Annotated in this window: 26 protein-coding genes; 15 read left to right on the plus strand and 11 right to left on the minus strand. The window is 44.9% G+C overall.

Going from position 1 to position 24,198, the window contains the following annotated elements; translation table 11 throughout:
* Positions 1 to 226 precede the first annotated feature (226 nt).
* From NTE_RS05020 to NTE_RS05030, 3 genes are all read right to left on the minus strand, one after another.
* Positions 227 to 868 carry a DsbA family protein gene (locus NTE_RS05020; RefSeq protein WP_148700019.1) on the minus strand — a complete coding sequence of 214 codons (642 nt, stop codon included), beginning with the start codon at positions 866 to 868 and terminating at the stop codon, positions 227 to 229.
* Between the two features lie 7 nt (positions 869 to 875).
* Positions 876 to 1,361, minus strand: coding sequence for a peroxiredoxin (locus tag NTE_RS05025; RefSeq protein ID WP_148702042.1), 486 nt, complete (start codon positions 1,359 to 1,361; stop codon positions 876 to 878).
* 219 nt (positions 1,362 to 1,580) lie between these two features.
* Entirely contained in the window at positions 1,581 to 2,348 is a 768-nt protein-coding gene (locus NTE_RS05030) for an SDR family NAD(P)-dependent oxidoreductase (RefSeq protein ID WP_148700020.1), read from the minus strand.
* A 278-nt stretch (positions 2,349 to 2,626) separates the two neighbouring features.
* Between NTE_RS05030 and NTE_RS17550 the strand changes: the two genes are divergently transcribed.
* The 3 genes from NTE_RS17550 (at position 2,627) to NTE_RS05045 (ending at position 4,589) form a co-directional block, all read left to right on the plus strand.
* Positions 2,627 to 2,755: a CDGSH iron-sulfur domain-containing protein gene (locus NTE_RS17550; protein WP_476727297.1), complete on the plus strand. Its 129-nt coding sequence runs from the start codon at positions 2,627 to 2,629 to the stop codon at positions 2,753 to 2,755.
* Positions 2,756 to 2,915: 160 nt separating this feature from the next.
* A complete protein-coding gene (locus NTE_RS05040; protein WP_148702044.1) occupies positions 2,916 to 3,890 on the plus strand; it encodes a ring-cleaving dioxygenase in 975 nt (324 codons plus the stop codon).
* 30 nt (positions 3,891 to 3,920) lie between these two features.
* Positions 3,921 to 4,589, plus strand: coding sequence for an alpha/beta hydrolase (locus NTE_RS05045; RefSeq protein WP_148700021.1), 669 nt, complete (start codon positions 3,921 to 3,923; stop codon positions 4,587 to 4,589).
* Positions 4,590 to 4,672: 83 nt separating this feature from the next.
* Here NTE_RS05045 and NTE_RS05050 read toward each other — a convergent pair whose 3' ends face one another.
* Complete coding sequence (locus tag NTE_RS05050) at positions 4,673 to 5,008, minus strand: hypothetical protein (RefSeq protein ID WP_148700022.1); 336 nt, start codon at positions 5,006 to 5,008, stop codon at positions 4,673 to 4,675.
* Between the two features lie 120 nt (positions 5,009 to 5,128).
* Between NTE_RS05050 and NTE_RS05055 the strand changes: the two genes are divergently transcribed.
* The 5 genes from NTE_RS05055 (at position 5,129) to NTE_RS05075 (ending at position 9,009) form a co-directional block, all read left to right on the plus strand.
* Positions 5,129 to 5,473, plus strand: a complete 345-nt coding sequence (locus NTE_RS05055; RefSeq protein WP_148700023.1) for a hypothetical protein — start codon at positions 5,129 to 5,131, stop codon at positions 5,471 to 5,473.
* A gap of 350 nt (positions 5,474 to 5,823) precedes the next feature.
* Positions 5,824 to 6,360, plus strand: a complete 537-nt coding sequence (locus NTE_RS05060; protein WP_148700024.1) for a PPOX class F420-dependent oxidoreductase — start codon at positions 5,824 to 5,826, stop codon at positions 6,358 to 6,360.
* Positions 6,361 to 6,694: 334 nt separating this feature from the next.
* Positions 6,695 to 6,967, plus strand: coding sequence for a hypothetical protein (locus tag NTE_RS05065; RefSeq protein ID WP_148700025.1), 273 nt, complete (start codon positions 6,695 to 6,697; stop codon positions 6,965 to 6,967).
* Between the two features lie 169 nt (positions 6,968 to 7,136).
* On the plus strand, positions 7,137 to 7,673 hold the full coding sequence (locus NTE_RS05070; RefSeq protein WP_148700026.1) for a Dps family protein: 537 nt from the start codon (positions 7,137 to 7,139) through the stop codon (positions 7,671 to 7,673).
* 169 nt (positions 7,674 to 7,842) lie between these two features.
* Entirely contained in the window at positions 7,843 to 9,009 is a 1,167-nt protein-coding gene (locus tag NTE_RS05075) for an oxalate decarboxylase family bicupin (protein ID WP_148700027.1), read from the plus strand.
* 313 nt (positions 9,010 to 9,322) lie between these two features.
* Here the strand turns inward: NTE_RS05075 and NTE_RS05080 are convergent, their stop codons facing one another.
* Complete coding sequence (locus NTE_RS05080; RefSeq protein WP_158385136.1) at positions 9,323 to 9,535, minus strand: hypothetical protein; 213 nt, start codon at positions 9,533 to 9,535, stop codon at positions 9,323 to 9,325.
* A gap of 152 nt (positions 9,536 to 9,687) precedes the next feature.
* On the minus strand, positions 9,688 to 9,957 hold the full coding sequence (locus NTE_RS05085) for a hypothetical protein (RefSeq protein ID WP_148700029.1): 270 nt from the start codon (positions 9,955 to 9,957) through the stop codon (positions 9,688 to 9,690).
* A gap of 207 nt (positions 9,958 to 10,164) precedes the next feature.
* On the opposite strand from NTE_RS05085, the gene NTE_RS05090 reads away from it, so the two are divergent.
* Positions 10,165 to 10,503 (plus strand): hypothetical protein, encoded by a 339-nt coding sequence (locus NTE_RS05090; RefSeq protein WP_148700030.1) that lies wholly within the window; start codon positions 10,165 to 10,167, stop codon positions 10,501 to 10,503.
* Between the two features lie 40 nt (positions 10,504 to 10,543).
* Here NTE_RS05090 and NTE_RS05095 read toward each other — a convergent pair whose 3' ends face one another.
* A complete protein-coding gene (locus NTE_RS05095) occupies positions 10,544 to 10,885 on the minus strand; it encodes a P-II family nitrogen regulator (RefSeq protein ID WP_158385138.1) in 342 nt (113 codons plus the stop codon).
* A gap of 222 nt (positions 10,886 to 11,107) precedes the next feature.
* A complete protein-coding gene (locus tag NTE_RS05100; protein WP_148700032.1) occupies positions 11,108 to 12,142 on the minus strand; it encodes an alcohol dehydrogenase in 1,035 nt (344 codons plus the stop codon).
* 350 nt (positions 12,143 to 12,492) lie between these two features.
* On the opposite strand from NTE_RS05100, the gene NTE_RS05105 reads away from it, so the two are divergent.
* The gene (locus NTE_RS05105) at positions 12,493 to 13,548 is read left to right on the plus strand and encodes an alcohol dehydrogenase (protein ID WP_148700033.1); all 1,056 of its coding nucleotides are present in this window, start codon (positions 12,493 to 12,495) and stop codon (positions 13,546 to 13,548) included.
* Positions 13,549 to 13,649: 101 nt separating this feature from the next.
* Here NTE_RS05105 and NTE_RS05110 read toward each other — a convergent pair whose 3' ends face one another.
* Together NTE_RS05110 and NTE_RS05115 are read right to left on the minus strand one after the other, a co-directional pair.
* Complete coding sequence (locus tag NTE_RS05110; RefSeq protein WP_148700034.1) at positions 13,650 to 15,860, minus strand: MFS transporter; 2,211 nt, start codon at positions 15,858 to 15,860, stop codon at positions 13,650 to 13,652.
* Positions 15,861 to 15,890: 30 nt separating this feature from the next.
* Positions 15,891 to 17,066 carry an L-dopachrome tautomerase-related protein gene (locus tag NTE_RS05115; RefSeq protein ID WP_148700035.1) on the minus strand — a complete coding sequence of 392 codons (1,176 nt, stop codon included), beginning with the start codon at positions 17,064 to 17,066 and terminating at the stop codon, positions 15,891 to 15,893.
* A 641-nt stretch (positions 17,067 to 17,707) separates the two neighbouring features.
* Here NTE_RS05115 and NTE_RS05120 point away from each other — a divergent pair.
* Both NTE_RS05120 and NTE_RS05125 read left to right on the plus strand, forming a co-directional pair.
* The gene (locus NTE_RS05120) at positions 17,708 to 19,126 is read left to right on the plus strand and encodes an NAD-dependent succinate-semialdehyde dehydrogenase (RefSeq protein WP_148700036.1); all 1,419 of its coding nucleotides are present in this window, start codon (positions 17,708 to 17,710) and stop codon (positions 19,124 to 19,126) included.
* Positions 19,127 to 19,958: 832 nt separating this feature from the next.
* Positions 19,959 to 20,591, plus strand: a complete 633-nt coding sequence (locus NTE_RS05125) for a hypothetical protein (RefSeq protein WP_148700037.1) — start codon at positions 19,959 to 19,961, stop codon at positions 20,589 to 20,591.
* A 9-nt stretch (positions 20,592 to 20,600) separates the two neighbouring features.
* On the opposite strand, the gene NTE_RS05130 is transcribed toward NTE_RS05125, so the two are convergent.
* Entirely contained in the window at positions 20,601 to 21,032 is a 432-nt protein-coding gene (locus NTE_RS05130; RefSeq protein WP_148700038.1) for a hypothetical protein, read from the minus strand.
* Positions 21,033 to 21,454: 422 nt separating this feature from the next.
* Between NTE_RS05130 and NTE_RS05135 the strand changes: the two genes are divergently transcribed.
* From NTE_RS05135 to NTE_RS05145, 3 genes are all read left to right on the plus strand, one after another.
* Complete coding sequence (locus tag NTE_RS05135) at positions 21,455 to 21,841, plus strand: hypothetical protein (protein WP_148700039.1); 387 nt, start codon at positions 21,455 to 21,457, stop codon at positions 21,839 to 21,841.
* A 5-nt stretch (positions 21,842 to 21,846) separates the two neighbouring features.
* Complete coding sequence (locus tag NTE_RS05140; RefSeq protein WP_148700040.1) at positions 21,847 to 23,688, plus strand: helix-turn-helix domain-containing protein; 1,842 nt, start codon at positions 21,847 to 21,849, stop codon at positions 23,686 to 23,688.
* 208 nt (positions 23,689 to 23,896) lie between these two features.
* On the plus strand, positions 23,897 to 24,196 hold the full coding sequence (locus NTE_RS05145) for a hypothetical protein (protein WP_148700041.1): 300 nt from the start codon (positions 23,897 to 23,899) through the stop codon (positions 24,194 to 24,196).
* Positions 24,197 to 24,198: the final 2 nt, after the last annotated feature.

Genomic DNA, 24,198 nt, shown 5'->3' on the forward strand with positions numbered 1-24,198 from the left:
AAACAGATTATGGACTTTTTTAACAAGAGCGACTTATTACACAAAGCCGTCGTCAACAGAAAAATTCTTAACAGTTTCACATCATGGGACTTTCAATTGAAAGTGTCGTCAAACAATCCTTCTGCAATCAGATACAATTCTGCACCTGGTAAAAAGCCCATGCCGCTGTAACAGATGGTTGTTGAATTTATTCCGCATCGATACCATATAGGATGAGAAATGCAATTCACTTTCTGTAATGAGTTCTTTTTGGAGTTTGCGCGTTTCTCCCAGCTATTTTCTTGCTACCTTTGGTGATGGGATGTCGTCGTTGCTGATCTGCAATTGTTTGCTTGATAGTTTCTACTAATGTTTCTTCATTCCATGAATCGTCATGACGTATATCGTTAATGTAGAAGGTAGGTGTACCGTTTACTCCACTACGGATGCCGCTCATAAAGTCATTATGTACGCGACCAGCGTGAATATGCTTGGCCATTTCGTCGTCGAACCTTGCAATATCCAGTCCTACCGCTGATGCATATTGTCTCAAATGGTTTTCATCAAGCTCTCTCTGGCGCTCATACAAATAATCGTGCATTTCCCAGAATTTCCCCTGGACCCCGGCGGCTTCTGCCGCCTCTGCTGCATGCTGGGCATGAGGATGCGCTTGGGTGATAGGAAAGTTGCGAAATATAAAACGCAGTTTGTCTCCAAAATTCTTCTGGACGCTTTTGACTATAGGATATGCCTGTCCACAATAGGGACATTCGTAATCGCCATATTCGACCAAGATCACCGGCGCTGACTCCTGCCCTTGGGCGTGATCGCGCTCGTTAACAGGTTGGTTTAGTCTTGCGATTTCCGCTTCATCTATCTTGGATGACATTTGTTTGCTATTTCTCCTCCTTCGCATCTAATGATTCAAGGGCTGCAAGAATGCCATTAGCGCCGGGATTTACGCCAATCGGGGAAACATAGCTCCAGCGAATCACCCCGTCACCATCGATGACAAAGAGTGCTCGCTCAGCCGTACCGTCTCCTTGACGATATACGCCATACTGTTGGGCTACCGATCCTTTTGGATTAAAATCCGACAGCAAAGGAAACCCCAAATTTCTGGCTTTAGAAAACGCTAGATGGGACCAGATATTGTCTACCGAAATTCCTAAAAGCTGGGCATTAAAGCGATTGAATTCTGGCAGTATTTCATTAAACAGAGCCATTTCGTCTCCGCAGACCGGGCTAAAATCTGCAGGATAGAAGGCAAGGATCACAGGCCTACTGCGAAATTCGCCAAGCGATACTGTCTTATCTGGTGTACTCCTAAGTGTAAAATCTGGGGCACGCGTTCCAGGTTGGAGCGGCGTCGAAGATGGTATCGTTGCGGATTTCTGCCGCGGCTTATTGAGCTTCTTTTTATTTTTGCTCGTATCGCCATACACCTTTCTCAAGATATGTACTTAATACAACCTTCTTTAAACGAGTTACATTTTACAGATGGGAGTAGTATCTTGCATTGTCATCAGCTGGCATCGCATTATGGAACTATAAACTGACAAAAACTATCCGACATCATATTTTTGCCCTGTTAATCAATGCTAGCGTATAGTCTCTCCGCCGTCTATGACTATTGTCTGGCCATTGACAAACGATGAATAGTCGCTTGCAAGCAGCAGGACAACTCCTGCAATTTCGCCAGGTCTTCCAGCCCTTCCAAGAGGAATAGAAGATACCAGCTCGTTTCTCTCTGCGTCTGATAGTCTCTCCCAGTTTCTCTGCGTCGCAATGGTTCCTGGTGCTATTGCATTGCACCTTATGTTGTATTTTCCATATTCTGCGGCGATATGCTTTGTTATTCCAAGATTGGCTGCCTTGGCCACAGTGTAAGGCGCGCCCTTTGTGTATCCGCTTATGGCGGGCGTTGAGGAGATATTGATGATGACTCCATACCTTTGCTTTTGCATGACTGGAAGAACTTCGCGGCAGCAACGGTAGGTGCCCTTTGTATCGACATCCAAAACTCTATCCAGATCCTGATCAGAAATCTTTTCAAAGGAAACGTCCCATAATTCATCTCTGATTGGAAAACCTGCATTGTTTATCAGGACATCGATCTGATTGTATTTTTGCAGCACTCTGGTAACCATTTCCCTTACTTCTTGATTAGAAGTTACATCCACTTTCAAACCAAGGGGCTCAGTTTGGTGTTCTTTCAAAATCTCGTTCACAGCATTTTGAATTTCCTTCTCATCTCTTCCTGTGATGACCACGTTTGCCCCATGTTCAGAGAATAGATTTGCCATGGCCAGCCCGTTTCCCTTGGTTGAACCTGTGATAATGGCAACCCTACCGTCTAGTAGTCTCATTCGATGAATGCACAATGGTCTTACATAGATTGAATATTTAACAACTCTGAGACTATCAATTCAACAGATCTAATAGAGAACTTTTACTCTTCCCAGAAATCATAAGCATACATCAGGATATTCAGCCAAAAATGAGATAGATAAATATCATTGCAAGGCGTAGTTCAAGTTCTGCTTTGGAAACATCAGATCATGAGTCAAAACCAAAGATAGTGCCTCTGCCAAATGGACCCCTTTATCTCGTTAATGATTCTCGACCCAAGTCCATAGATAATCTAGTGAACTACAAAGGCGAACCCTTGTCCACGGTCGTTGGAATCGCGCTTTGCAGATGCGGTCAATCAAAGAATAAGCCATTCTGCGATGGAACTCATCTGAAAATAAAGTTTAGAGATGATAAGAGTTAAGAAAGGTCGTTATTATTCATCATATGGTAATAACAAGCTCAGTAAACAGCCATACAAAGTGGTGCGTCTGGGTGAATTAGTTTCTTTGTAGAATTTTTTGATGGAAGGTTCGTTTGAAGGGATAATAACAAGAGAGACGTAGAAAATCTACGTGAATGAAATGAAGGATATTTTAGGTATTCACCATGTCACTGCAATAGCAAGTAATCCGCAAAAAAATATCGATTTCTATTCTTCACTACTAGGGTTAAGGTTAGTGAAACTTACGGTAAACTTTGACGACCCTACGACGTATCATCTCTATTATGGCGATGAGATTGGACATCCTGGGACCATCCTTACGTTTTTCCCTTGGCAGGATGCACCTAAAGGAGTTCATGGAACTAGTCAGGTTATAGCAACATCATTCCTAATTCCTGAAAACGCAACTGGTTATTGGACTGAACGTCTGAAGAAACATCACGTAGCCTTCCAAGGACCCATTGCACGATTTGACGAGCAAGTTATAGCATTTCATGATCCGGATGGACTTGCTCTGGAGCTTGTTGCCCATAAATCGGCGCGAGAGCGAGAAGACCGCGTGTGGAAACAAGGGCCCGTTCCGGCAGAGCAGACCATAAGGGGCTTTTATTCTGTAACTCTCTCAGAAGAAGGCTACGAAAGGACCGCTTCAGTCCTCACCGATAAATTGGGATTTTCTCTTCTCCGGGAGGAGAATGGACGTTTCCGATATACAATTTCTGGTGAAGGCGCCAGCTCTATTGTTGATCTATTGTGCTTGCCATATTCAAAACGTGGAAGGATCGGCATTGGCACAGTCCATCATGTAGCTTGGCGAACGCCAACTGACCCGCAGCAGGAGGAATTACGTAAGAGTATAGTGAAAGCCGGTTTGAATGCTACTCCCGTAATAGACCGCAAGTATTTTCATTCGGTTTATTTCCGTGAGCCTGGTGGCATCCTCTTTGAAATTGCTACTGAACCCCCGGGCTTTATGATAGACGAGAAAAAAGAGGAGCTTGGAACGCATCTTGTACTACCTACATGGCTTGAAACAGAAAGAAACAATCTCGAAAGAGTATTGCCACCAGTTAAGGTTGGCGAGAAGCTGGTAGTAGGAAGATTAGGAGTATAGCGTAGAAAACAGCAAGAGCAGAAAGAAAAAATGTCCAGACCAGATCTAGGCTTTATCCATCGCTTCGTACCGCCATCAGCAACTCGCAAGGAAGTAAAAGACAAGCGACAGATAATAACTCTACTTTTACTTCATGGTACAGGGGGAAACGAGGATGATATGATACCCCTTGGCCAGGCACTTGCTCCTACATCAGCTACCGCTATACTCAGTCCTCGCGGCAAAGTACTAGAAAATGGTGTTGCGCCGCGCTTTTTCAAAAGGCTAGAGGAAGGTGTATTTGATATGCAAGATCTAAAATTTCGTACGCATGAACTCGCGGATTTTGTAGAGGCTGCGTCCAAAGCATATGGCTTTGACCTAAAGCATATTGTTGCAGTTGGATATTCCAACGGTGCGAATATAGCCACAAGCATCATGCTTCTTCGACCTAAAACGCTTTCAGCGGCCATCCTCTTCAGACCCATGGTGCCTCTTGTGCCTGATATGACGCCGGATCTATCTGATGTAAACGTATTCATTTCTGCCGGATTGCATGATCGAATAGTGGCAAGAAAAGAGACCGAACAACTGGTCAATTTGTTAAGCAAAGCCGGTGCCAAGGTCGTTTTGCATTGGCATGAAGGCGGTCATGAACTGGGACGCGAGGAGATTGTAGCGGCCAAAGACTGGCTGGCAACAAACATTACGCCGCAATGAGCCAGCAACTATTCCGCCTAGCCTTGCTTCCTAGTCAAAATTTACGAAATTCCTAGCTTTCTGTCTTGCAAATTTCTCCATGTTTAAACCTTGAATTCAATCATAGAATAGCTCTCTCTTCTTGGCATCTGTTCAAACAATGGCTTTAACCTTTCAACAAGGTCTGTGAGAAGCTTGTTATCTGGTTTATAAAAAGTATCCATGTCTTCTTTGTTTTCCCAAAAAGTCAGAATAATGGATTCGTATTCCTGATCTTCTATGCCATCCATAATTGCGTATCCTCTCATTCCCTTGACTTTCCCTTCGATTCTGCTAAAGAATTCTAATAGCAGTTTTACAGCTTCTGCTCTTTTTGCCTGCTTTTGGTAATAGACCCTGTTATGCTTGACGAATCGTATATGTGTCAAATTTTTCTTCATCGGTTACCAGATGACTCGCAGAATTCTTAAAGTATATGACACTGTTCAACCCCCACGTGCCCACGAGCGATGACTTTTTATCAGATAGTCTTAAGACAGAGCTAGAATTAATCTAGTCATATGGATGCCGGTAGAAGACCAGCGGGTCCGCTGAGTTCTCTATTTGCAGGTAGCGAAGCGGCCAAGGTAATAGACTTTCTTTTATCTAAAAAAGACCAACACCAGACAATATCCGAAATTCATGCAGGTACTCGGGCATCATTGGATATGATAAACAAAATAATTGGAAATCTCTTGGATATAGATGCAGTTGGCATTGGCGCAAGAAGAGTAGACGGTCTAGGTAATGAAGATAAGAGCAAAGACGAGAATACATACTATATAAGAGACGATACTGATACAGGTAAGTCAATAAAGGACTTGTGGTATCATTTGATGCAAGTGCAAACAAAGAATTTCATCTGATTAAGAAAATAATCCACTACAATAATTTAGCTGTCATTTCTTTTGTGCTGATTCTTGTTAAGCGCAGTGATCATCAATCAATGGAAACGTCTTGCAACATACCATAGTCGTTGCCATCTCCGAGAAATCGTATGGTAATCCCAATTGGATTTTGTTTTTCACCCAGCCTTTTATTTGGTCTGCATTTAGTTCAAAATCAGAGTAAGTAGTTAATGTTACAGAGATTGTCCCTGCGTTCTATCGACTAGGCACCACAATAATGGTTATCCACCCGCCGAATCGAGGGTCTCTGTGAGACAGAGTATTCTATTGCTTATATGCATCATTAGCTCATATTCTCTCGAGCTGAAATGAAAGATAAGGAAAGTGACTTTTCAGTCGACATAGTCAACGATCTTCCTAACAGCGCAATCCTAGAGCCCAGGCAAGAGAATGTAGGCGCAAGTCGCAGCGTTACATACATCTCAAAGGAAGACATTACAAAACTTTTTGTGGGAAGGAACCTCGCGTTCATATCTACATTGTCTAGGGACGGATCACCAACTGTTACGCCTGTCTGGGCAGATATTGAAGATGACATTATTTTGATAAATTCGTTCGAAGGTTCTGCTAAAGTTAGGAACGCAAGAAGGGACCCAAGAGTTGCGCTTGCGATAGTAGAAACGTACAATACCTATAACATGGCATCAATTAAGGGAAGAGTCATAGAAGTAACTGCTGAAGGCGCGGACGCTCATCTCCATAAACTTGCAAAGAAGTACCTGGGAATCGGAAGGTATTACTATAGAACGCCCAAAAACAAGCGAGTGATCATAAAAATAAAGCCTGAAAAAATGATCGGAATATCCATTCATCCTGCTTCCCTCTTTCTAGCATATACTCCCTGAAGAATAACGAGCGTCTCTTCGAAGTGGTGGTCCTATCATCTCTAACAAAAACAATAGGACTTTGATGACATCGTGGTATTATGCGCAACTTGTCAAGGGAATAATAGTCAATATCAAAAAATACTTTGTTTGATGATCCAAATGACTTCCTTAGAGAGGAGCACAGGACTAAAGCCAAGTATTTTCGTGACATCCACATCTCTGAGCAAAAGTGTGCAAATTCATTCACATGGACTCATTGAGCCCCTTGCAAACAACTCTTTAATTTTCTGATAACCACTATGTCCATTGATGCGATTGAATTCGTTCGAGATGGAGAAGGTCAGAGAAGAAAATGACGGAAGAAAAAGAAGACAATAATACGAGTACAAACTCCTCTATGATGAAAAGGGTCACATGGCAGTCAGAGAATTGCTTGTCATGTAAATGGTTCTCTCCATCAGATCCATTGAATGCCGACATATTGTCAACTGGCAAGTGCGTTCACCCATCACTTCAGAAATTCAAGCTGACAGTATCGGGAAGAGATTGGTGCAACTTGTTTGTAGAAATATCGCAGGAACAGATCGACCAGATGCAGGAAAAAGCAGCAGGGGCAGAACAATAAAAGAACAAGATTCTGTATCATTACCTCCCTACAGTCATCAACTTAAAAATGCGTTATTTTCAGCACTTTTGTCCAAGCTCTTGTCTTCTGAACAACATTATGCAATTTTGTAAGATAAAGATTGCGAGAAAGGCATATCTTTTACGTTCAAGAAACGGTACAAAGAAATATGCAATCAACGAAACCCAAAATAGAATCGCATCCTGTACCGACCCAGCTTGCTACAAGGACTGATCTTTCTCCACAGGAGGTTAAAGCTATAACGGAGGCAGTCAATCCACTTATTGCAGATGCTTTTGCGCTTTACGTCAAGACAAAAAACTTTCACTGGCATCTGTATGGCTCTCATTTCAGAGACTATCACGAGCTGTTCGATGAACATGCGGATTCAATATTCGAGTCAATCGACATAATGGCCGAACGCGTAAGAAAAGTAGGCGGCACTACAATACGGAGTATAAGCCACATAGGCCAGCTCCAGACCATAAAAGACGACAACAGTTCCATGGTGCCGGCTGGAGACATGGTTCAAATCTTGATGGAGGACAACGGCCACATAGCGAAGATGATACGCGATGCAATCACGGTTTGCGATAAGAACCGAGATTCTGCCACCAGCAACCAGCTACAAGACATTCTGGACAAGACAGAGCGTCGCAAGTGGTTCCTTTACGAAGTGGCGCAGGGAGCAAAGAATACCGAATAATTCAATTGGCGGTAATGGTCGGCTCTCTCTTCTGCTATCGAGGAGTGGCCGCGCACCATTTTTTTCCTTTGCGTAACACTTGCATGAATTCCATCTAGAAGAAAAGAAGTAATAAACTGCTTTGAAATGTTACTTACCGAGTTATATACAAGATTCTTGAAAGTGTCTCATGACGCGACGACTAAATGATGAGGATGAATTGGACAAAGTTCCACAGCCAATTCGAGGCAATGAAGGCTATGTTGACAAGGGTCCTCGAAACGTTATGCTTGATCGGCAGAACCCGGACATCTTGAGTCCGCCAGCTACGGATCACGGTACTTTGCCGAACATGAAATTTTCATTCTCTATGGCACACCAAAGGCTCCAAGAAGGCGGATGGACTCGTCAGGTCACCCAGCGTGAACTTCCAGTGGCGACTACAATCGCAGGAGTCGACATGTGCCTAAAACCAGGAGGTATCAGGGAACTGCATTGGCATAAGGAAGCCGAGTGGGCGTACTTGCTATGGGGAACGGCTCGTATCAGCGGAGTTGACCAAAACGGACAAAATTTTCTAGATGATGTCGGTCCAGGGGATATGTGGAACTTTCCATCAGGGATTCCGCATTCAATTCATGGGTTGCAAGGAGGTTGCGAGTTTCTCCTGTTATTTGACGATGGGAGGTTTTCGGAGGACTCTACTTTTCTAATCACTGATTGGTTCAACTGCACTCCAAAAGAAGTTCTGGCAAGGAATTTTGGAGTATCCGAAAGTGATTTCGCGGATCTTCCAATCAATGTTGATCATACTCGATATATCTTCCAAGGCGAAGTGCCGGGTCCACTATCTTCTGACAAGGTAAAGAATCATCTTGGGGAGAGAAAGTTTAGCTATCGCATATCCGATCTCAAGCCAGTCAAAACCAGTGGCGGTACCGTCCGAATTATAGATTCAACAATTTTCCCGGCTGCGTCGACCATCGCTGTCGGGATAGTTGAAGTTGAGCCTGGAGGGATGAGGGAATTACACTGGCATCCAAATACGGATGAGTGGCAGTACCATCTCGAAGGGACCGCGCGGATGACAGTTTTTGCCGCAGAACACAATGCACGTACTTTTGATTACGGTCCAGGAGACGTGGGTGCAGTGCCCTTTGCCTATGGACATTATGTTGAAAATACCTCAGATGATACACTCCGTTTTCTTGAAGTCTTTAAAAGTCCTCAGTTTCAAGATGTATCACTGAATCAATGGATGGCCTTGACTCCTCCTGAGCTTGTGAAACAACATTTAGAAGTGAACGACAATTTTATGAGAGCGCTTCGCAAGGAAAAGCGGCCAATTGTAAAGTAAGAGGGAGAAAAGAATTTTCAGTGAGGCTTTTTGCCCTGAATGTGACTGGGTCTAGTTTTATGCCAATGGTCAATTATGCAATATAATAATAACCACTGTGCCTTCTCCCACAGCAGGATTGTAGATCGCACCTAAGACAGTAGTATTGAATCCTCCGGTGTTGCCGGCTATTGTCCATTTTCCGTTGTTAAGCAGGACAGACTGTCACTTCAGCTTTTCTTCAAAAAGCTCGTAATCTGTGCGCTTTTTCTTTGGCCAGCTTTTTCTGCTTTATCATACATCCTTTTTCGTTTTTCTCTCTCTCTCTCTCTCTCTAGTGTGCTGCTGCAATCATTTCTTTTCTCTTCTTGTCCCAGTCAGCCTTATCGATAACGCCTTTTTCTTCAAGCACGTGGGATAGGCTTTCTAGCATCTTTGCCATCTCTTTTGGATGTTCCTGCTCGTTATGCTTCCAACGCTCTTCAACTGTGTTAAAAGTAGCGCCGCACAACTCGCATATCACAGTTCCACCTTTAGTTTCTGACACAACATTTACTCCAATCCCAAACATTTACGAGTTTTGTACGAAAAGAGAATGGCTTTGTTCAATCTTCGGGCGATGGCACCGCAAAATCGGTACTCGCTATTGGTGGCAATCAGCTGATGCTTTGGCAGTGTTTATTGTTATCGCTTTCTTCCTCACCCATGCCCTCCTTTTCCTCCTCTTTTTCTTCTTGACGTCGTTTCAGTCCTAGCAGAGTCCGATTCCTCCTCCGCAGCCTCTGTCTTTTCTTCTGAACGCCCTTCACTATACTCATGTTCTGGGTTATCGTCCAAGGTAGTACCGTATTCAAACCCCTGATCCTCGAACTCTTCGTCCTTTTCAAATTGCTCTTCGTCTTGCAATTCATCATTTTCTTCCTGGATTTCCTGATGCTCTGTTGCATCGACGTCATTGTCGGAGCTCATTTATCCTACCTACAAGTATATGCACCATGCAAGTACTTACGCGATTGGATGCAAGCTTGCAGCAAAATTTTCTATGTCAGACCACTTGCGCGTCCTTACCCCATGTGTCACGAAAGCTTGATACAGTAAGAAGAAACAAAACTTTAACATTATTGATTTTTCTAGAGCCGCCTTATGTGGCAGGACCTTCTTCTTGTGTGGGGCTGCATGCCAGAGCTTACCAGAGATTGTCAGGACATGACCAATGCCTCAAGTACCTACCTTCGTATAGTAATAGGGGCCATAATTGGCGGCATTGTCGGCTGGTGGATTTACAATAGACAAAAGAAGACTGCGGATGAACAGGACGCTACTTTGGAGCGCATAAAAAGGCTAGATGAGCGCCACGACAACATCTTGAAAAGGTTAGAAGAGCATGAGAAAGATCGCGACGCAACCTTGAATAGATTACTGGAACTGGACAAAAAGATACAGCGTATTGTTGAAAAGCAGGATAAGATAGAGAAATCGATTCAGTCTGCCCTCAAAGAAAAAGGGAGCACATAGTTGAATCAGTTAGGCGAGAAATCAAGGAGCTTTTGATCTCTCAGATTGCTTCTTCATCTCTCTTTTGTGTTACAAAATCAACGGCTCCACTTACATCCGAGATGAAGGCCTTTCCACCCAAGTTAGGGTCTCCTCCAAATTTATCAAGAACCTTTTTTATCACTTCTGCTAGATTTTCCCTAACAACCACTTCGATCTTGGTTCTTGGAATGAACTCCGGCGTAGCCAAACCTGTTCCCCTAGAAATTGCGACGCGTGCAGGTTTCACTCTACCCCTTCCCTCTATTCGAGTTACACTCATACCTCCGATTTGCACCTCCTTCAACGCATTGTCTATCTCGCCTACCCATCTATTTGGAACTATTAGCTCGATCTTTTTCATTCCGGGCATACTACTACATCAAGTTCAATAGTATCTATAACGGTAAAAGAGTTACTACTATTAGCAGGTGCATGCAGTTTTGCAAGGAAGAGATATGAAAAGCCAATCTTCTTTCAAAAATGGAGATATGAAGTCATGTACATAAGATAAGAGAAAAAGATCTTTCGACAGAATATCTATACTTATAATAGCTGGTAGCGAGGGTCGAGAGGCTTACCGCCACTAATGCTCTGTTGTAAGTACGGCTCGAAACCGAGCCTTTCCACTTATCATTTGCTGATAGGCCTCTGCTGCACGCTCAAGTGGATAGACTTCAGTCATTGGTCGGACGCCAGAGAGAACACTAAATGATAGCGTGTCCTGCGAATCAGTTGCTGTTCCAGAAGCCCAGCCTACCAAAGACCGGCGTCCTAATAGTAATAAATCCGTCGGCACTTCAATCGGCTCATCAGAATGGCCGATGACTACGAGTTTTCCATTGACAGCCAACCCTCCAAGAACTGAATTCATTGCCTTTGCACTTGGCACTGTTGCAAGTATCACCTTGGCCCCACTGCCACCGTCACCACTGCCTCCATATTTTTGAAGCTCCTCGGCGGCATTTACCGAGTTGGTGTCAATGTAATGAATTGCTCCAAGCTTTCTTACCCTCTCTGCCTTGTCCTTTCCCCTTCCGATGGCTATTGTCTTAAAACCCATCTTGTTCGAGAATTGGATAGCCAGATGACCCAGTCCGCCTATGCCAAGTATCGCCACAACATCACCCGGTCGCGCACCACTGTTTCTGAGTGCATTGTAGGTTGTTATTCCCGCACACATTAGCGGGGCCGCCTCTGTTGGTGAAAGCTCGTCAGGGATGGACGCAACCGCTTCTTTTGGTGCAATCATGTAGTCAGCATAGCCGCCATCATAGGAAATACCTGGTATCTGCAGGTAGGAACAAGTGGTAAAGTCTCCCCGTCGACAGGAGTCACAGTGGCCGCAATGACCGCCGTGCCAGCCTACACCTACCCGCTGTCCAGACTTCCATTCATTGACATCTTTACCGACTGCGTCAATGATTCCTGCAATTTCATGACCAGGAACCCTTGGGTACTGGATGCCAGGATACAATCCATCTTTAGTGAGGTAATCGCTGTGGCATATGCCGCATGCCTGTACTTTGATACGTACCTGCGCTGAACCCGGTTCCGGGATATTATTACGTTCTACGACTTCCAAAGCTCCTTGGGGCTTGGAAACTTGTACTGAACGCATATGCATATTTTTTCTCTCGGCAGAATATGCCTTAAGGCTTTGGTGTATGCTTATCGGAAAATATACACGTAGCGACTGGTGTTATGGTTCTTTAATGCAAAGCTCTATGGGTTAAAAGAGAGAAGGCCGTTGTAGAAGAAAATTGAAAATGCCAAGTGCTACAGGGATCAAAGGATAACGTATAATAATAATTCAGTTGGTGGTTGTTGGCTGGCTCTATTGTCACAGGCCATCATTTGTTGGGAGGCACTTGTCTTAATGTTGAACTTTTGTTCAGATTTCTAAAGATGACAATGTCGTGACTTAAACTGTTTAAAGAAATAGTCACATCATTTACAATGTGTGTGCCAATGAAAGCAGCAAGAATCGTCAATGTAAATGAACCGTTGCAGATTCAACAACTTGAGGTGCCTAAACCTAAAGGCACTGAAATATTGGTTAGAATTGCATCATCAGGAGTTTGTCACAGCGACATACACCTGTGGGAAGGTGGATATGAAGGCATTGAAGGCCAGTTCCTAAAGGCCACTGATAGAGGAGTAAGATATCCGTTGACTCCTGGACACGAGATCGCAGGTGTTGTTGAGACCATGGGCGAAACAGCCGAAGGCTTTAGCAAGGGAGATAGAGTAATTGTATATCCCTGGATCGGCGACGGCATTTGCCCCGCATGCAGAGCAGGAGAAGAGAATTTATGCGATAAGCCAAGGTCTCTCGGAATCTATACGGAGGGTGGCTACGCAGAGTACGTGCTTGTTCCCAGCCACCGGTATCTGATAAAGATACGTGATGGGCTAGATATTGATTTGGCAGCAGTTTTGTCATGCTCTGTGCTAACGGCGTACACGGCAGTAAGGAATGCAGCACTAGAACCGGATTCCAATGTAGTCATAGTTGGCGCTGGCGGACTTGGGCTAATGGCCATTCAAGTGGCTAAAGCCCTTACGGGCGCTCGCATAATCGCGTTGGACATAGATGACGACAAACTGCAGATTGCAAGAAAGAACGGCGCAGACATGATCATCAATTCCAAAAAGGACGATCCAATGCAAAGGGTGATGGAGTTGACCGACAAATTGGGTGCGGATGCAGTAATCGACTTTGTTAATGCATCAAAGACGGTGGAAACAGACATGCAGATGCTAAGAAGAAGGGCCAAGGTGGTTCTAGTGGGACTTTTCGGAGGCGAACTGAAGCTGAACCTAGTTTCAATGCCTACCCGGGCGCACAAGCTGATTGGCTCATATACAGGGAATCTAAGAGACTTGAGCGAGCTGGTGTCACTGGCCGAAAGAGGGATCATAAAACCCATAGTTTCGCACAAATTCAAACTCGAGCAGGCAACCGAAGCGCTGCAAATGATGAAGGATGGAAAAATAATCGGAAGAGGCGTCCTAAACCCATGACGATGATGTTATTATATCATATCGGCGTCACCGGTAGCGATAGCATCTCGTTTCATCAATGTCTCTCTCAGGTGAGACGCGCAAATGGTATGCAATATATCTTAATTTCCTGCCTTTGTTAGCCTGTCATACTGCAGCCTGAAGAGAGATATCACTTGAGGCACATCTTTTTTGTCTTTTATCCAGTAGTTGATCCACTTGGACTCGGGGTATACGTCATGTAGTGGCAATAACGATGGTGATAATGACGACGATTTTTCTTCCTCTCTCTTGTTACTTTCCAGTTCTCTAGGTGGCTCGACGAGTTTATTGCCGTAGCTGTTGTTGTTGTTGCCGCCGCTGGCAGCCTGAGCCGCTGCTGCCGCGCTAGGGGATAACGGAAGATCCACCATATTCTGTCCATGCAAGTGACCCATTTCTTTGGTTCCTACACGAAATTCAACGCCACCAAAGCCGTGCGGCCGTGATGTCACACCGGGCCAGCTCAGTATTTCACACTTGATCGCCTCTGCAATAGCTCCTTGCATCTCGCCCCGTTCTTTTGGCAAGTGGTTTTGGCACTTTGGACTTTTTCGTGCCAGCATAATGGCAAAGCCTAGAGAAAATAGAGCTAATAATGTACATGTAAGGTATATCAGGTTGTACGATTCTGCTGACGGATAATTCGCTTGGATAGCTGCTGTTGTTGCTGATGCTTCTGGTGTTGCTGCACTAATGGCAGCTGAATAGCTGTACAAATCCATAAACATTGCAGCGACGACTGGCCCTATGGCACTTCCTATAATTCTCAAGAGCATTGCCATTCCCAAGGATATGCCGCTGTTCTGTCTTGGAGTGGATAGTATGACTACGTTTACAGCTCCCACGTTTGTTAGTGATATTCCTACGGCTAGGATTGCAAGGGCTGCAGATACCAAAAGTTCCGTTGAATGCAGCAAATAGAGCAAGAAAAATCCCAGCGTGCTAATAGAAGTGCCTGCAATAATTGGTATCCTCGAGCCAATCTTTGATATGATAAATCCAGACGTCGGTCCAAAAACAAGCAGTATTATGGCAAAAGGGAGCTGGACCATCGCAGCACTTATTGCATTCCCTCCAAACCCCACTGGCTTTGGGTTTTCTACAAGTACTGGGATAGTTTGAAACACCGTGAACATCGAGAACCCGAGGGTGAAGATCAGGATGTTCGCCTGAAGCATGGTCTTGTTCAAAAAGAGGCTTAAGTCCAAAAGTGGTGATCTTACCCTTTTTTCAAAGATTACAAAAAGCACGAGCGAAGTAGTCCCTAATGCAAGGAAGACCGCGATTAGGATTAGCGCGTAAGCCGCCGGAACCGACCCGGGCTCCGTAAACGTGATTGCCAGAAGAAAAGAGGTAATTGTCAACGCCAACGTTATTGCGCCTTTTACATCCAGACGAACATTTTTTTCCGTCGCAATTTCAACGGCGTTGTTCGTCTTTCTTTTGTTTTTATCATCATCATCGCCGTCGCCACCGTACCGTTGCTGCCGCCGTCTTCTGCCTCTATTGCTGCCACTGCTATAATCATCATTATCTGCCAAGCCGGTATTTTCCGCACTTGACGTTGTTGTTCCAATTTGTTTCCTCTGGAGCTCTTGTAGAGGTATTAGATTATACTCATCTTCTGTACGAATAAATCTCCATATTACAATAGTCAGGATTGCCGCAACAGGTATTAGCGAATGATAGGTGGCCTGCCAGCCGTACTGCTGAATTATGCTACTACCTACTGCCAGGCCTATTACCGCGCCTGACGCATACATGGATGAAATGATTCCTTGGCCTATGGCAACTTTCTGCCGCGGGAATTGGTCCCTTGCCATGCTAAACGCGATAGGAAACATCGACAGGCCTATCCCCTGAAGCGCCCTTACTGCAAGCAAGAACGATATGCTGTTTGCAAAACCCCCTAGCGAAGCGCTGGCAGTATAAATTATCATTATTGCTAACAGTACCTTCTTCTTGCCATAGATGTCTGACAGTTTCCCGCTGATTGGAGTCATGACTGCCGCTGACACCAGATATGTTGCAAGAATCCAAGAAGAAGTGCTGTAGGAAATGTCGAAATCCTTGATCAAGCCCGGAATAGCCGGTATCAACATCGTTTCTGCATACATGGTCATTGTAGCAACCGAGCTTAAAATTGCAGTTACCTCCCAGGCGCGGCGAGGAATCTTTGTTGCAGGTGGCGGCCTGGTAGAAGAAGAGTTGGAGGGGGCGTTGTTGTTATTATTATTTTTGTGATCGTTGTTATCATCATCGTTTTTGTTGCCATTTTGTGACGGCGGCAATGCTGAAGAGCCACCTTTTTTTTACTACTGCTATTTCTTCAACATGACCGGCTGCGCGTTGACGTGGATACGAAATAGCACATATGGCTTCCGGCGCAAGTCGCGTCCTTGGTGAAAGCGTGCTTGTCTGTGCAACTGGTTTGCTGTGACGTAAAGGTAGCCATCGGTTGCAAGCGAGAGCGTATCCGGCCAGCGCAGGCGAGCGTCATGGACCACGGTCTCCCATTGTCCTTCTGGGAAACGCCTCCGCAGGATCGCATTATGCTCGTAGTTAGTGGAGTATATGTATCCGGCCGCATCGGACTCTAGCCCATCCGCAGCGCCTCCCTTGTCTCCCTCATCAGTCACGCTGTCGTCAACTTCCCTGTCAGCGAGTGCTTCCGTCATCACGCTGTAGAGCTTGCGGCTGCCAAGTGGACAGTAGTACAGACGCGTTCCGTCTGCACTGATTGCGATACCGTCTGCTCCCATACCCGCACCCGGCTTTACTGAGCCGTCCTGTTGATGTTCTAAAAAGGGTCGCCCTTCGACAATCGGAAGAAAGCCTTGTAACCCCTCTGCCTTGGTAGAAGGGTGGTCGTGAAGCCTGCGCCAGCTCTCGCCATCCTCAAGGTCAACCACAATAATCCCGTTTGGGCCCGTATCTGCAGAATCTGTGATGAATGCCATCCCTTCATTTCCGCGCCGAAGGTCAAAGCGCACATCGTTGAGGTAGGTAGTTGGTAGAGCTACTTCCTGTGGAAAGAGAATTTTCTTGATGATCCTGTTTGTTGCCAAATCGACGCATACTAGCTTTGGTCCGCCATATTTTGTCGGCTGAAACATCGGGCTGCCCGTGTCTAGAATCCACAAGCGATCCGCCGGGTCGATGACGACCGATTGCACTGAGATAAACGCCGCTGCCTGATCATCTAAGCGGCTTTGATTTACTGCCTCGTCGGGGTAGGCGACCGGCTTGCCGCCGCGTATTTCTGCGACCGTGAACGGGACATCGTAGCCCCACCTTGGAAAGTTGACAAAGATGCGCCCTTTCTGCGATACCGTAACGCCGGTTGGCATTGCGCCATCAAAGTAAGCGACAGGCTCCAACGCGCCAAATGATTCATCTGTTGGCAGCTCTTGTTTAGAAATGATGCCCGCCGGCCTCTCGACTTGATGATTGGTCGTCGTCGCAGATTGTCCTCCCGTCCCAAAATTTTCGGACATAGATCCGGTTATTCAAGACTAGACGCTAAAAGTGTATATCTTGAGACAGCACGATAGAGGAGATATGTATATCATGTGTTGAGACGTGGAGAGCGGCCCGTTTGTGTCCTGCGGTGGCCACACCCGTGGTGCTTTGCAGGAGGAATAGAGACTCATTCTTGAAGAAGAGGCACGAATTGCCTCGATTAATAGCGCCTTGCATGATGGAGGTAAGGTCTTATTGCATCACTTGAAGAAATAGTCAGGATGTTTCCAATGACTTTGGGCAATCGCGCCTCTTTTTCATAAAAACAAGGAATATTTTGCCGCATTACAAATCATGGTTCGACAAGCCATTTCTGACAAAGAACGGCTTTCTTGGCAAAGCCTGAAATGCTGGTGAGCTTGATCACTTGTGTTCGTTAAAAACATCAAGAGATATCTTTAGTCAAATGTTGCAAGACTGAAGAAGATTCACTGACCTTGGAGGTGGCCGAGACGGCAGAGTGCTTCTGCGTACTGAAAAACATTAGAGCAAAGGCGACTATTTCATGGAAAGGAAATGCGATCAAACCTGCGCCGCCGATACAGATCTCACTAATTACAGACTTATTGCAGCGCTGCAAAAATAATTGACTCACGTAAGAGAATATAATATGGGCATGACCGCCGAGGCAAATAAACCTGTGGCAGCGGTAGTAAAAACAATCAATCCTTCCAACGGAGAAGTTCTTGCTGAATATGAGCGCATGAGCAAAGAAACAATATCTAAAATTACCAAGAAATCTAAAGACGCATTTTTGGAATGGAGAAAAGATGTACACAAGAGAAGTGAAGTACTGCACCAATTTGCCGCAGACTTTCGTAAAAACAAAGAAAAACTTGCAAGAACCGCGACAGGGGAAATGGGCAAGCCGATAAAAGAATCACGATCTGAAGTCGAGAAATGTGCATGGGTAATGGATTTTTACGGCTATAATGGAGGGATTTTTATAAATCCCGAGTCTGTCAACACCGACGCCAACAAGAGCGCCATAAAGTTTGAACCTCTTGGCGTGATAGGCAGCATCATGCCATTTAACTTTCCATATTGGCAAGCATTAAGGTTCGCATCTGCTTGTCTTATGGCTGGAAATACTGTTGTCCTAAAGCCTGCAAGCGCGACACTTCAATGCGGTATTGAAATAGAGAAAACCTTTCAAAGAATCGGCGCGCCAGAAGGCGTCTTTCAAACGCTAACTGGAGACTCTGGTGTAGCTGAAGAACTAATTGATTCAGACGTTAACGGGGTGACATTTACCGGCAGTGTAGAGGTTGGCGCCAAGGTGGGTCAGAGGGCCGTGTCACAGCTAAAAAAATCTGTGCTAGAGTTAGGTGGAAGTGATCCTTTCATAGTTTGCGAAGATGCTGACATTGAAAAAGCATCCACCGGTGCGGTTAAAGGACGGTTCATAAATTGTGGGCAAAGCTGCATTGCAACAAAGCGATTCTTTGTGACAAGGAAGGTCGCCGATGAGTTTGTTGAAAAATTTGTCCAAAAGACAGAGAAGCTCAAGGTGGGAGATCCTCTATCCGATGGGACTGACATAGGTCCATTGGCAAGCAGTAAAGGGCTTCAAAATATCGACGGCGTGATTAAGGAGGCAGTAAGGGACGGCGCCGAAGTTCTTACAGGCGGAGAGCAAATAGGTGAAAAGGGTTACTTTTATCGGCCAACTCTGCTCAAGAATGTGACTTCTAGTATGCGAGTGTCCCGCGAGGAAACATTTGGCCCCGTTGCTCCCATAACAATCGTTGAGGATGAAATGGAGGCGGTAAGACTTGCAAATGATTCAGAATTTGGGCTTGGAGCCAGCATTTGGACCCAAGATCTCGCCAAGGCAGAAAGACTATCAAATCTTGTTGAAGCAGGAATGGTAACTGTTAACAATGTAGTAGTTTCTGATCCTAGGGTACCATTTGGCGGAATTAAGAAAAGCGGTTTTGGCAGAGAATTGTCCAGGTATGGGATGCTAGAATTTGTCAATGTCAAGTCCGTAAGGTTCTACGATCAGCTCTTAGTTAACCATCATGTGGAATAAGAGCGATAATGACACATGACTGAATCTGTGGATAATGTCCTAATGCTTTAAGGAGAGGGCTTTGTCATTTAAACTCCGTTACCACATCTGGAAGACTACATACGTCATCTCCCAAGAAAAAATCTGCATATCTGCGACCCTTTGACATGTTCGTACAAGGGAAAAAGAGGATGCTAGATAGTCTGCCTGATCTCGGCTATTGACGATTTTTATTACTATTCATCGTACAGGCGATTGTGTTCTCAATTAATCATGGAGCACAAGGTGGAACACTTTACTACCTCTAACTCGTTATAGTCTCTGAAGCCGCTTTAAAGAACTATTATTATGGCGGGCCCGTCGGGATTGCATCATGCGAGTTGGCATGATTTTGGGTAGAACCCCTTGACGGACTGGCAAGAAATAGTTTCTTGTCTGGCTCCACAGTGCATCGTATTCTTTTTCGGCATTGTGGAACATCATTATTTGAAAACTGGCGGAATGATATAAGGTTATAGAATAATTATTCTTTTTTAATGGAGAGTAGACACGTTCCAATGGGTGGACATGGTGGACAAGTTAGAACTAAAGAATGACTCAGCTCACGCAAATTATTCGGAGTATCACAACAAAATGGACGTATAAGCTATCGTGAACGTCTTTGTCAGCGTGTACAGTCGAATAACTTAGTTTTATACACTGTTGAATATGCGGGTGATTTTCCTCCCGCGTTGAATCAGGGTCATGGCTTGTTGAATTAGGGAGATAAAGTTAAAGCTAGAAAAGTTTTCTGCATAAAAAGATAATAACCTGATCCTTTTTTCTACGAGACGGAACGGCGGTATAGTGAATAGTGCTTCCTAAGACAGTCCAGGAATTTTACCCCTTTGCAGTTCATACGATATATGCCGTTATAATTACACTTAGCTTTGAAGTTGCTAGTCATCTACTTATTCCCATTGAAAACGTCTTTTCCTCATGGGATAACATTCTAAGAAGTGCAGGGCTGATGCTGGCGTACATCATCATAATTTCTGGATGGATTGGATATACCAAGTCCATTAGTAAACGTCCTCACAGTGAAAATCATCTAGGTAACGCGCGATTTGTAATGGATTTGGTTATTCTCTTTCTTGTATTCTATCTGATGAGTTTTGCAAACGAGGAGGATGTACCTGGTGTGATAACTGACAAATTACCCGCGAACGTGATTATGAAAATTAACAGCATAGTCACGATACAGGAGTTCGTTTACTTCTTTGCCAGTTTCAGATACGCGCTCGCTACTACTTATTTCGCACTGAAAGATGCTCAAAAGATTGCACCGCCGCCCTATATTGTTGGAAGTTATCTATATGATATAGTAGCAGCATGGAATCTAACGCATCATCGCGAGCCGTTGACCCTTGGATATATGATGGCAGCAACAGAACAAATTGCAAATAATGCAGCAGATGTTCACGCTGATGCCGCGTGTTATAGATAGACGGCAGTCCTAAGCCTTCTTTGACCTGCCCTGACCTCGAGTCTTGCGTGCTTTAGTTCTCTCATATGTCGCAAAGAGCTCAGGAGCATATTTCTTTGCAAATCTCACATATTCATCCAGCGCCTGCACTCTCGTACAGGAGAGGTTGCCCTTTTTGTCTAAAGAGATCGCTATAGGAACCTGCGCCCGCGTATCGTACATTACCACCCGTCCCGGGCCTTTGCTGACGAGCATGAGGCGGGGCAGGTTGTGCCTATTTATGTACAGTTTTACAAGCAGGTCAAGATAATCGGAAATCAGCGGGTTTCCATAGACTTCTCCTATCTCCTTCTGAAAAGCTTGAAACTCTGCCTTTAGCGTGTCCACCGTTGACGCCAGCAGGTTGATTGTCTTGTACCCGTAGTTTGTAAGGTAGGACTGCGCCTCCTTCTTCTCCGCCAATTGGCCGGGAGTGCTCTACCCCAATATTTCAAACTTGTGACAAGTGAGCCGTACACATCCTACATATAGAAATCTTCTACAAAAAATGCAAATACTAATTCACCAAAGTAGAGAATTTGCGCTTATTGTACTGGGGTAGAGCATAAACTGCATAAACAAACAAACAATATTGTAATTTACGCAAAGTATTAAAGCACTTGGCTTATTATTATTAGTAATGGCACAAACGACCGTAACTCGAAATCAAGGCGTGCTATTGCATTGCGGCCACTGTGGAAAAAAGTGGGTTTATTCCGGCGGCAATAGTGAATACGCCACCTGTCCCGACTGCCGTCGCCTCGTAAAAATACAAAAAAACTTGAAGGGCACTAAGCTACCAACTGAGGCCCTTCAAGTTCACTCTCCTACTGAGGTAGAGCGCTATGATAGATAACGAAAAAGACGTTGTTAAATCTTCCCCTGTAATATGGCGGGCTTTCAGGGACTACGAGAGCGTGCTATCGGATGATTTCGCAAACGCATATCCTGAATTGGCAAGCAAGATTCAAGACGCTAAAGGCGCGTTTCAAACTGGCAGGACGATGACTGACGGCCCTTACATCTACTGGTATAGAATCGTGTATGCAAAAGACGGCCGCATTTTGACTTTCGTAAATCGTAAGCAAAAAGCAGACAGAAAGCAGGATTTCAAAAATGAAACCCTGACCTGCTTGCACGCAATAGTCAAAAACACGACACTACAGACAGAGCTCCTTAAGCGCATTGATGAAAAACTTGCACCGGTCCGCGACCACTATGAAAGAGGATGATCATCGTGGCAACACTTGAAGTAACAATTCACCGAGAGGGCAATATTGTTTGCATCGATGGCACAAAAGCAAGTGTCACGTTCAAGCCGCGCGACAAGGATAAGACATTCAAGGCGCTGATAGAAAAATGCGCCCTACTTGACAAGGGTTTTGAAGATAAAACTGAGCTTGAATATCTGAAAAACAGTATCGAGATACAACTGACGCAAATCTATCAAGATTACGAACGAGAACGAGCAAGAAAAGAAAAGCCCAAGAAAAAGGATCTGGTTGTAACTCGTGAGATAAAGAAGCTTGATATTTCATTTGAGGATTGGCAAAAACAACTCTTTGAAAAATACAACAAGGTCAAAGAAAAGGCGGATGCCCTATCTCCCCATATCTGGCCGGGCCTTGACTTTGCGCTATCTGTCAAGATGATCCTGCACATCAAAAACTGCACATTGCCATTTTTTGGTGTCATACTTGGTAGGCCTAGCTCATGGAAGACGTTCATCATCGAACTTTTCAGGGATGCAGCATTTACAAAGTACAGCGACGCATTCACACCGAAGGCTTTCGTCTCTCATTATTCTGGGTTCACAGAAGAGGAGCTGAAGGAGATCGACTTGCTACCAAAAATCAAAGATAGCACATTCTTGACGCCAGAACTTTCACCAATATTTACCAAAAGAGAAGAGGAATTAACGGAGCTATTCGGCATAATCACGCGCATACTTGACGGTCATGGTTATACGAGCGACAGCGGCGCACAAGGGTCAAGAGGCTACCACGGCGAGTACATGTTTACGTGGATAGGTGCAGGCGTCGAGGTTCCGAGACGGGTGCACAAGCTGCTTGGCACACTTGGGCCGAAACTGTACTTTTTCAGACTCAAAGCAGACGATAAGAGTGAAGAGGATTACGTCAAGGCACTAATCCTTGATGATTATCCAGTTAAACGTAATGCCCTTGTGGATGCAATGTCAGACTATCTTTCATTTTTTGAGAGAGGTCCGGCAATGGAACTTGTTGCAGGTGTGCCAAAAATGAAGATGGAAAATGCAGGACAGGATGATCTAAAACTGATAGTGCGACTTGCCAAACTGTTAGGGCGGCTGCGTGGCGTCATTCCGACATGGGAAACTTCAGGCACTGAAGGCGCAAACTACGCTTATTCATTGCCGACTATCGAAGAGCCAAGTAGAGCCATCACCTTATTGTACAACCTATCAAAGGGCCATGCGCTTGCACAAGGCCGGACATGCATCAACCTTTCAGATATTGCTTCCCTGATCAATGTTGTGCTATCGACTGCACCGGTTGAAAGAGTCGCAATTTTTGACCTGCTACTGGCCCATGATGGAGTACTAACAACTACTGACATAACAGAGGGATTGAACACAACAAATCCGACAGCAAGACGGACCATGACTGAGCTCAAGGCGCTAGGCTTAGTCCATGAGGAGCAGGACGGTTCAAATCATGAGTGGAAGATAACACTGAAAGAAGAGTTCGCATGGTTCAAGTCTGATCAATTTATTGCCTTAAGAGGGGGCCATTTTTCTTTCAGCGACAGCGACAATGAAAGAAATAAGCCTATACATGGATCACAATTTTCTTTCAGTGACGGTTCTGAAAGTATGGCTGAAAGAAATTTGGCCTACATGGAAGGGCAATTTATCTGCCCTCTTTGCAACTATGACTGTAAGACATATGACGAACTAGAGCGTCACGCGGTGCAAAAACATCCCGGCAAGGCAGTCATAGCTGAATGGTCAATGAAACACAAGCAGGTCGAACTTGGCGGAGGGCTTGGAAAGCCTGTTGGCGAGACGGCAGCGAAGGAGGGCGGCAACAAAGTTTGAGGGTCGATTATCGCCTTCATAATTTTTGCAAGACGTGCGAGCTGCTATGTGCAAAGTCTGTCTTGTACTGTCCTGTCTGCAGAAGACGGGTAAGGACCCGGCCGCGCGTGGGGTTGACGCTCAAAATCATGGCAATATGAGGTCGTCACCTCTACTATAGCAGTGGGCGACAAGCTTTTAACATACTTTCTATAAGATTCATACATATATGCGCCTCTTCGGAGGAGAAAAGAAAAAGTTTGAATTGGGAAACGGCACAGTTGTTGAAAAATTCGACCCCGAGAAGCAATGCGCGTGGTGCGGTCGGCGACTGAATAAAGATTATCGGTATAGTGAAGGCAGGGAATTTGATGGTACCATAGAAGAGCTCGTGAAGAATTACAAAATAAATGATTATGATATAGTCACGATCGGTGGTCGTAAAATTATCGGAATCATGCAAAATTACCACGGACGCTGCGCGAACGTCATGCGTGGAAAAATAGTTGCGCCAATAGACGATTACTAAGA

Source organism: Candidatus Nitrososphaera evergladensis SR1, from assembly GCF_000730285.1.
GTDB lineage: Archaea > Thermoproteota > Nitrososphaeria > Nitrososphaerales > Nitrososphaeraceae > Nitrososphaera > Nitrososphaera evergladensis.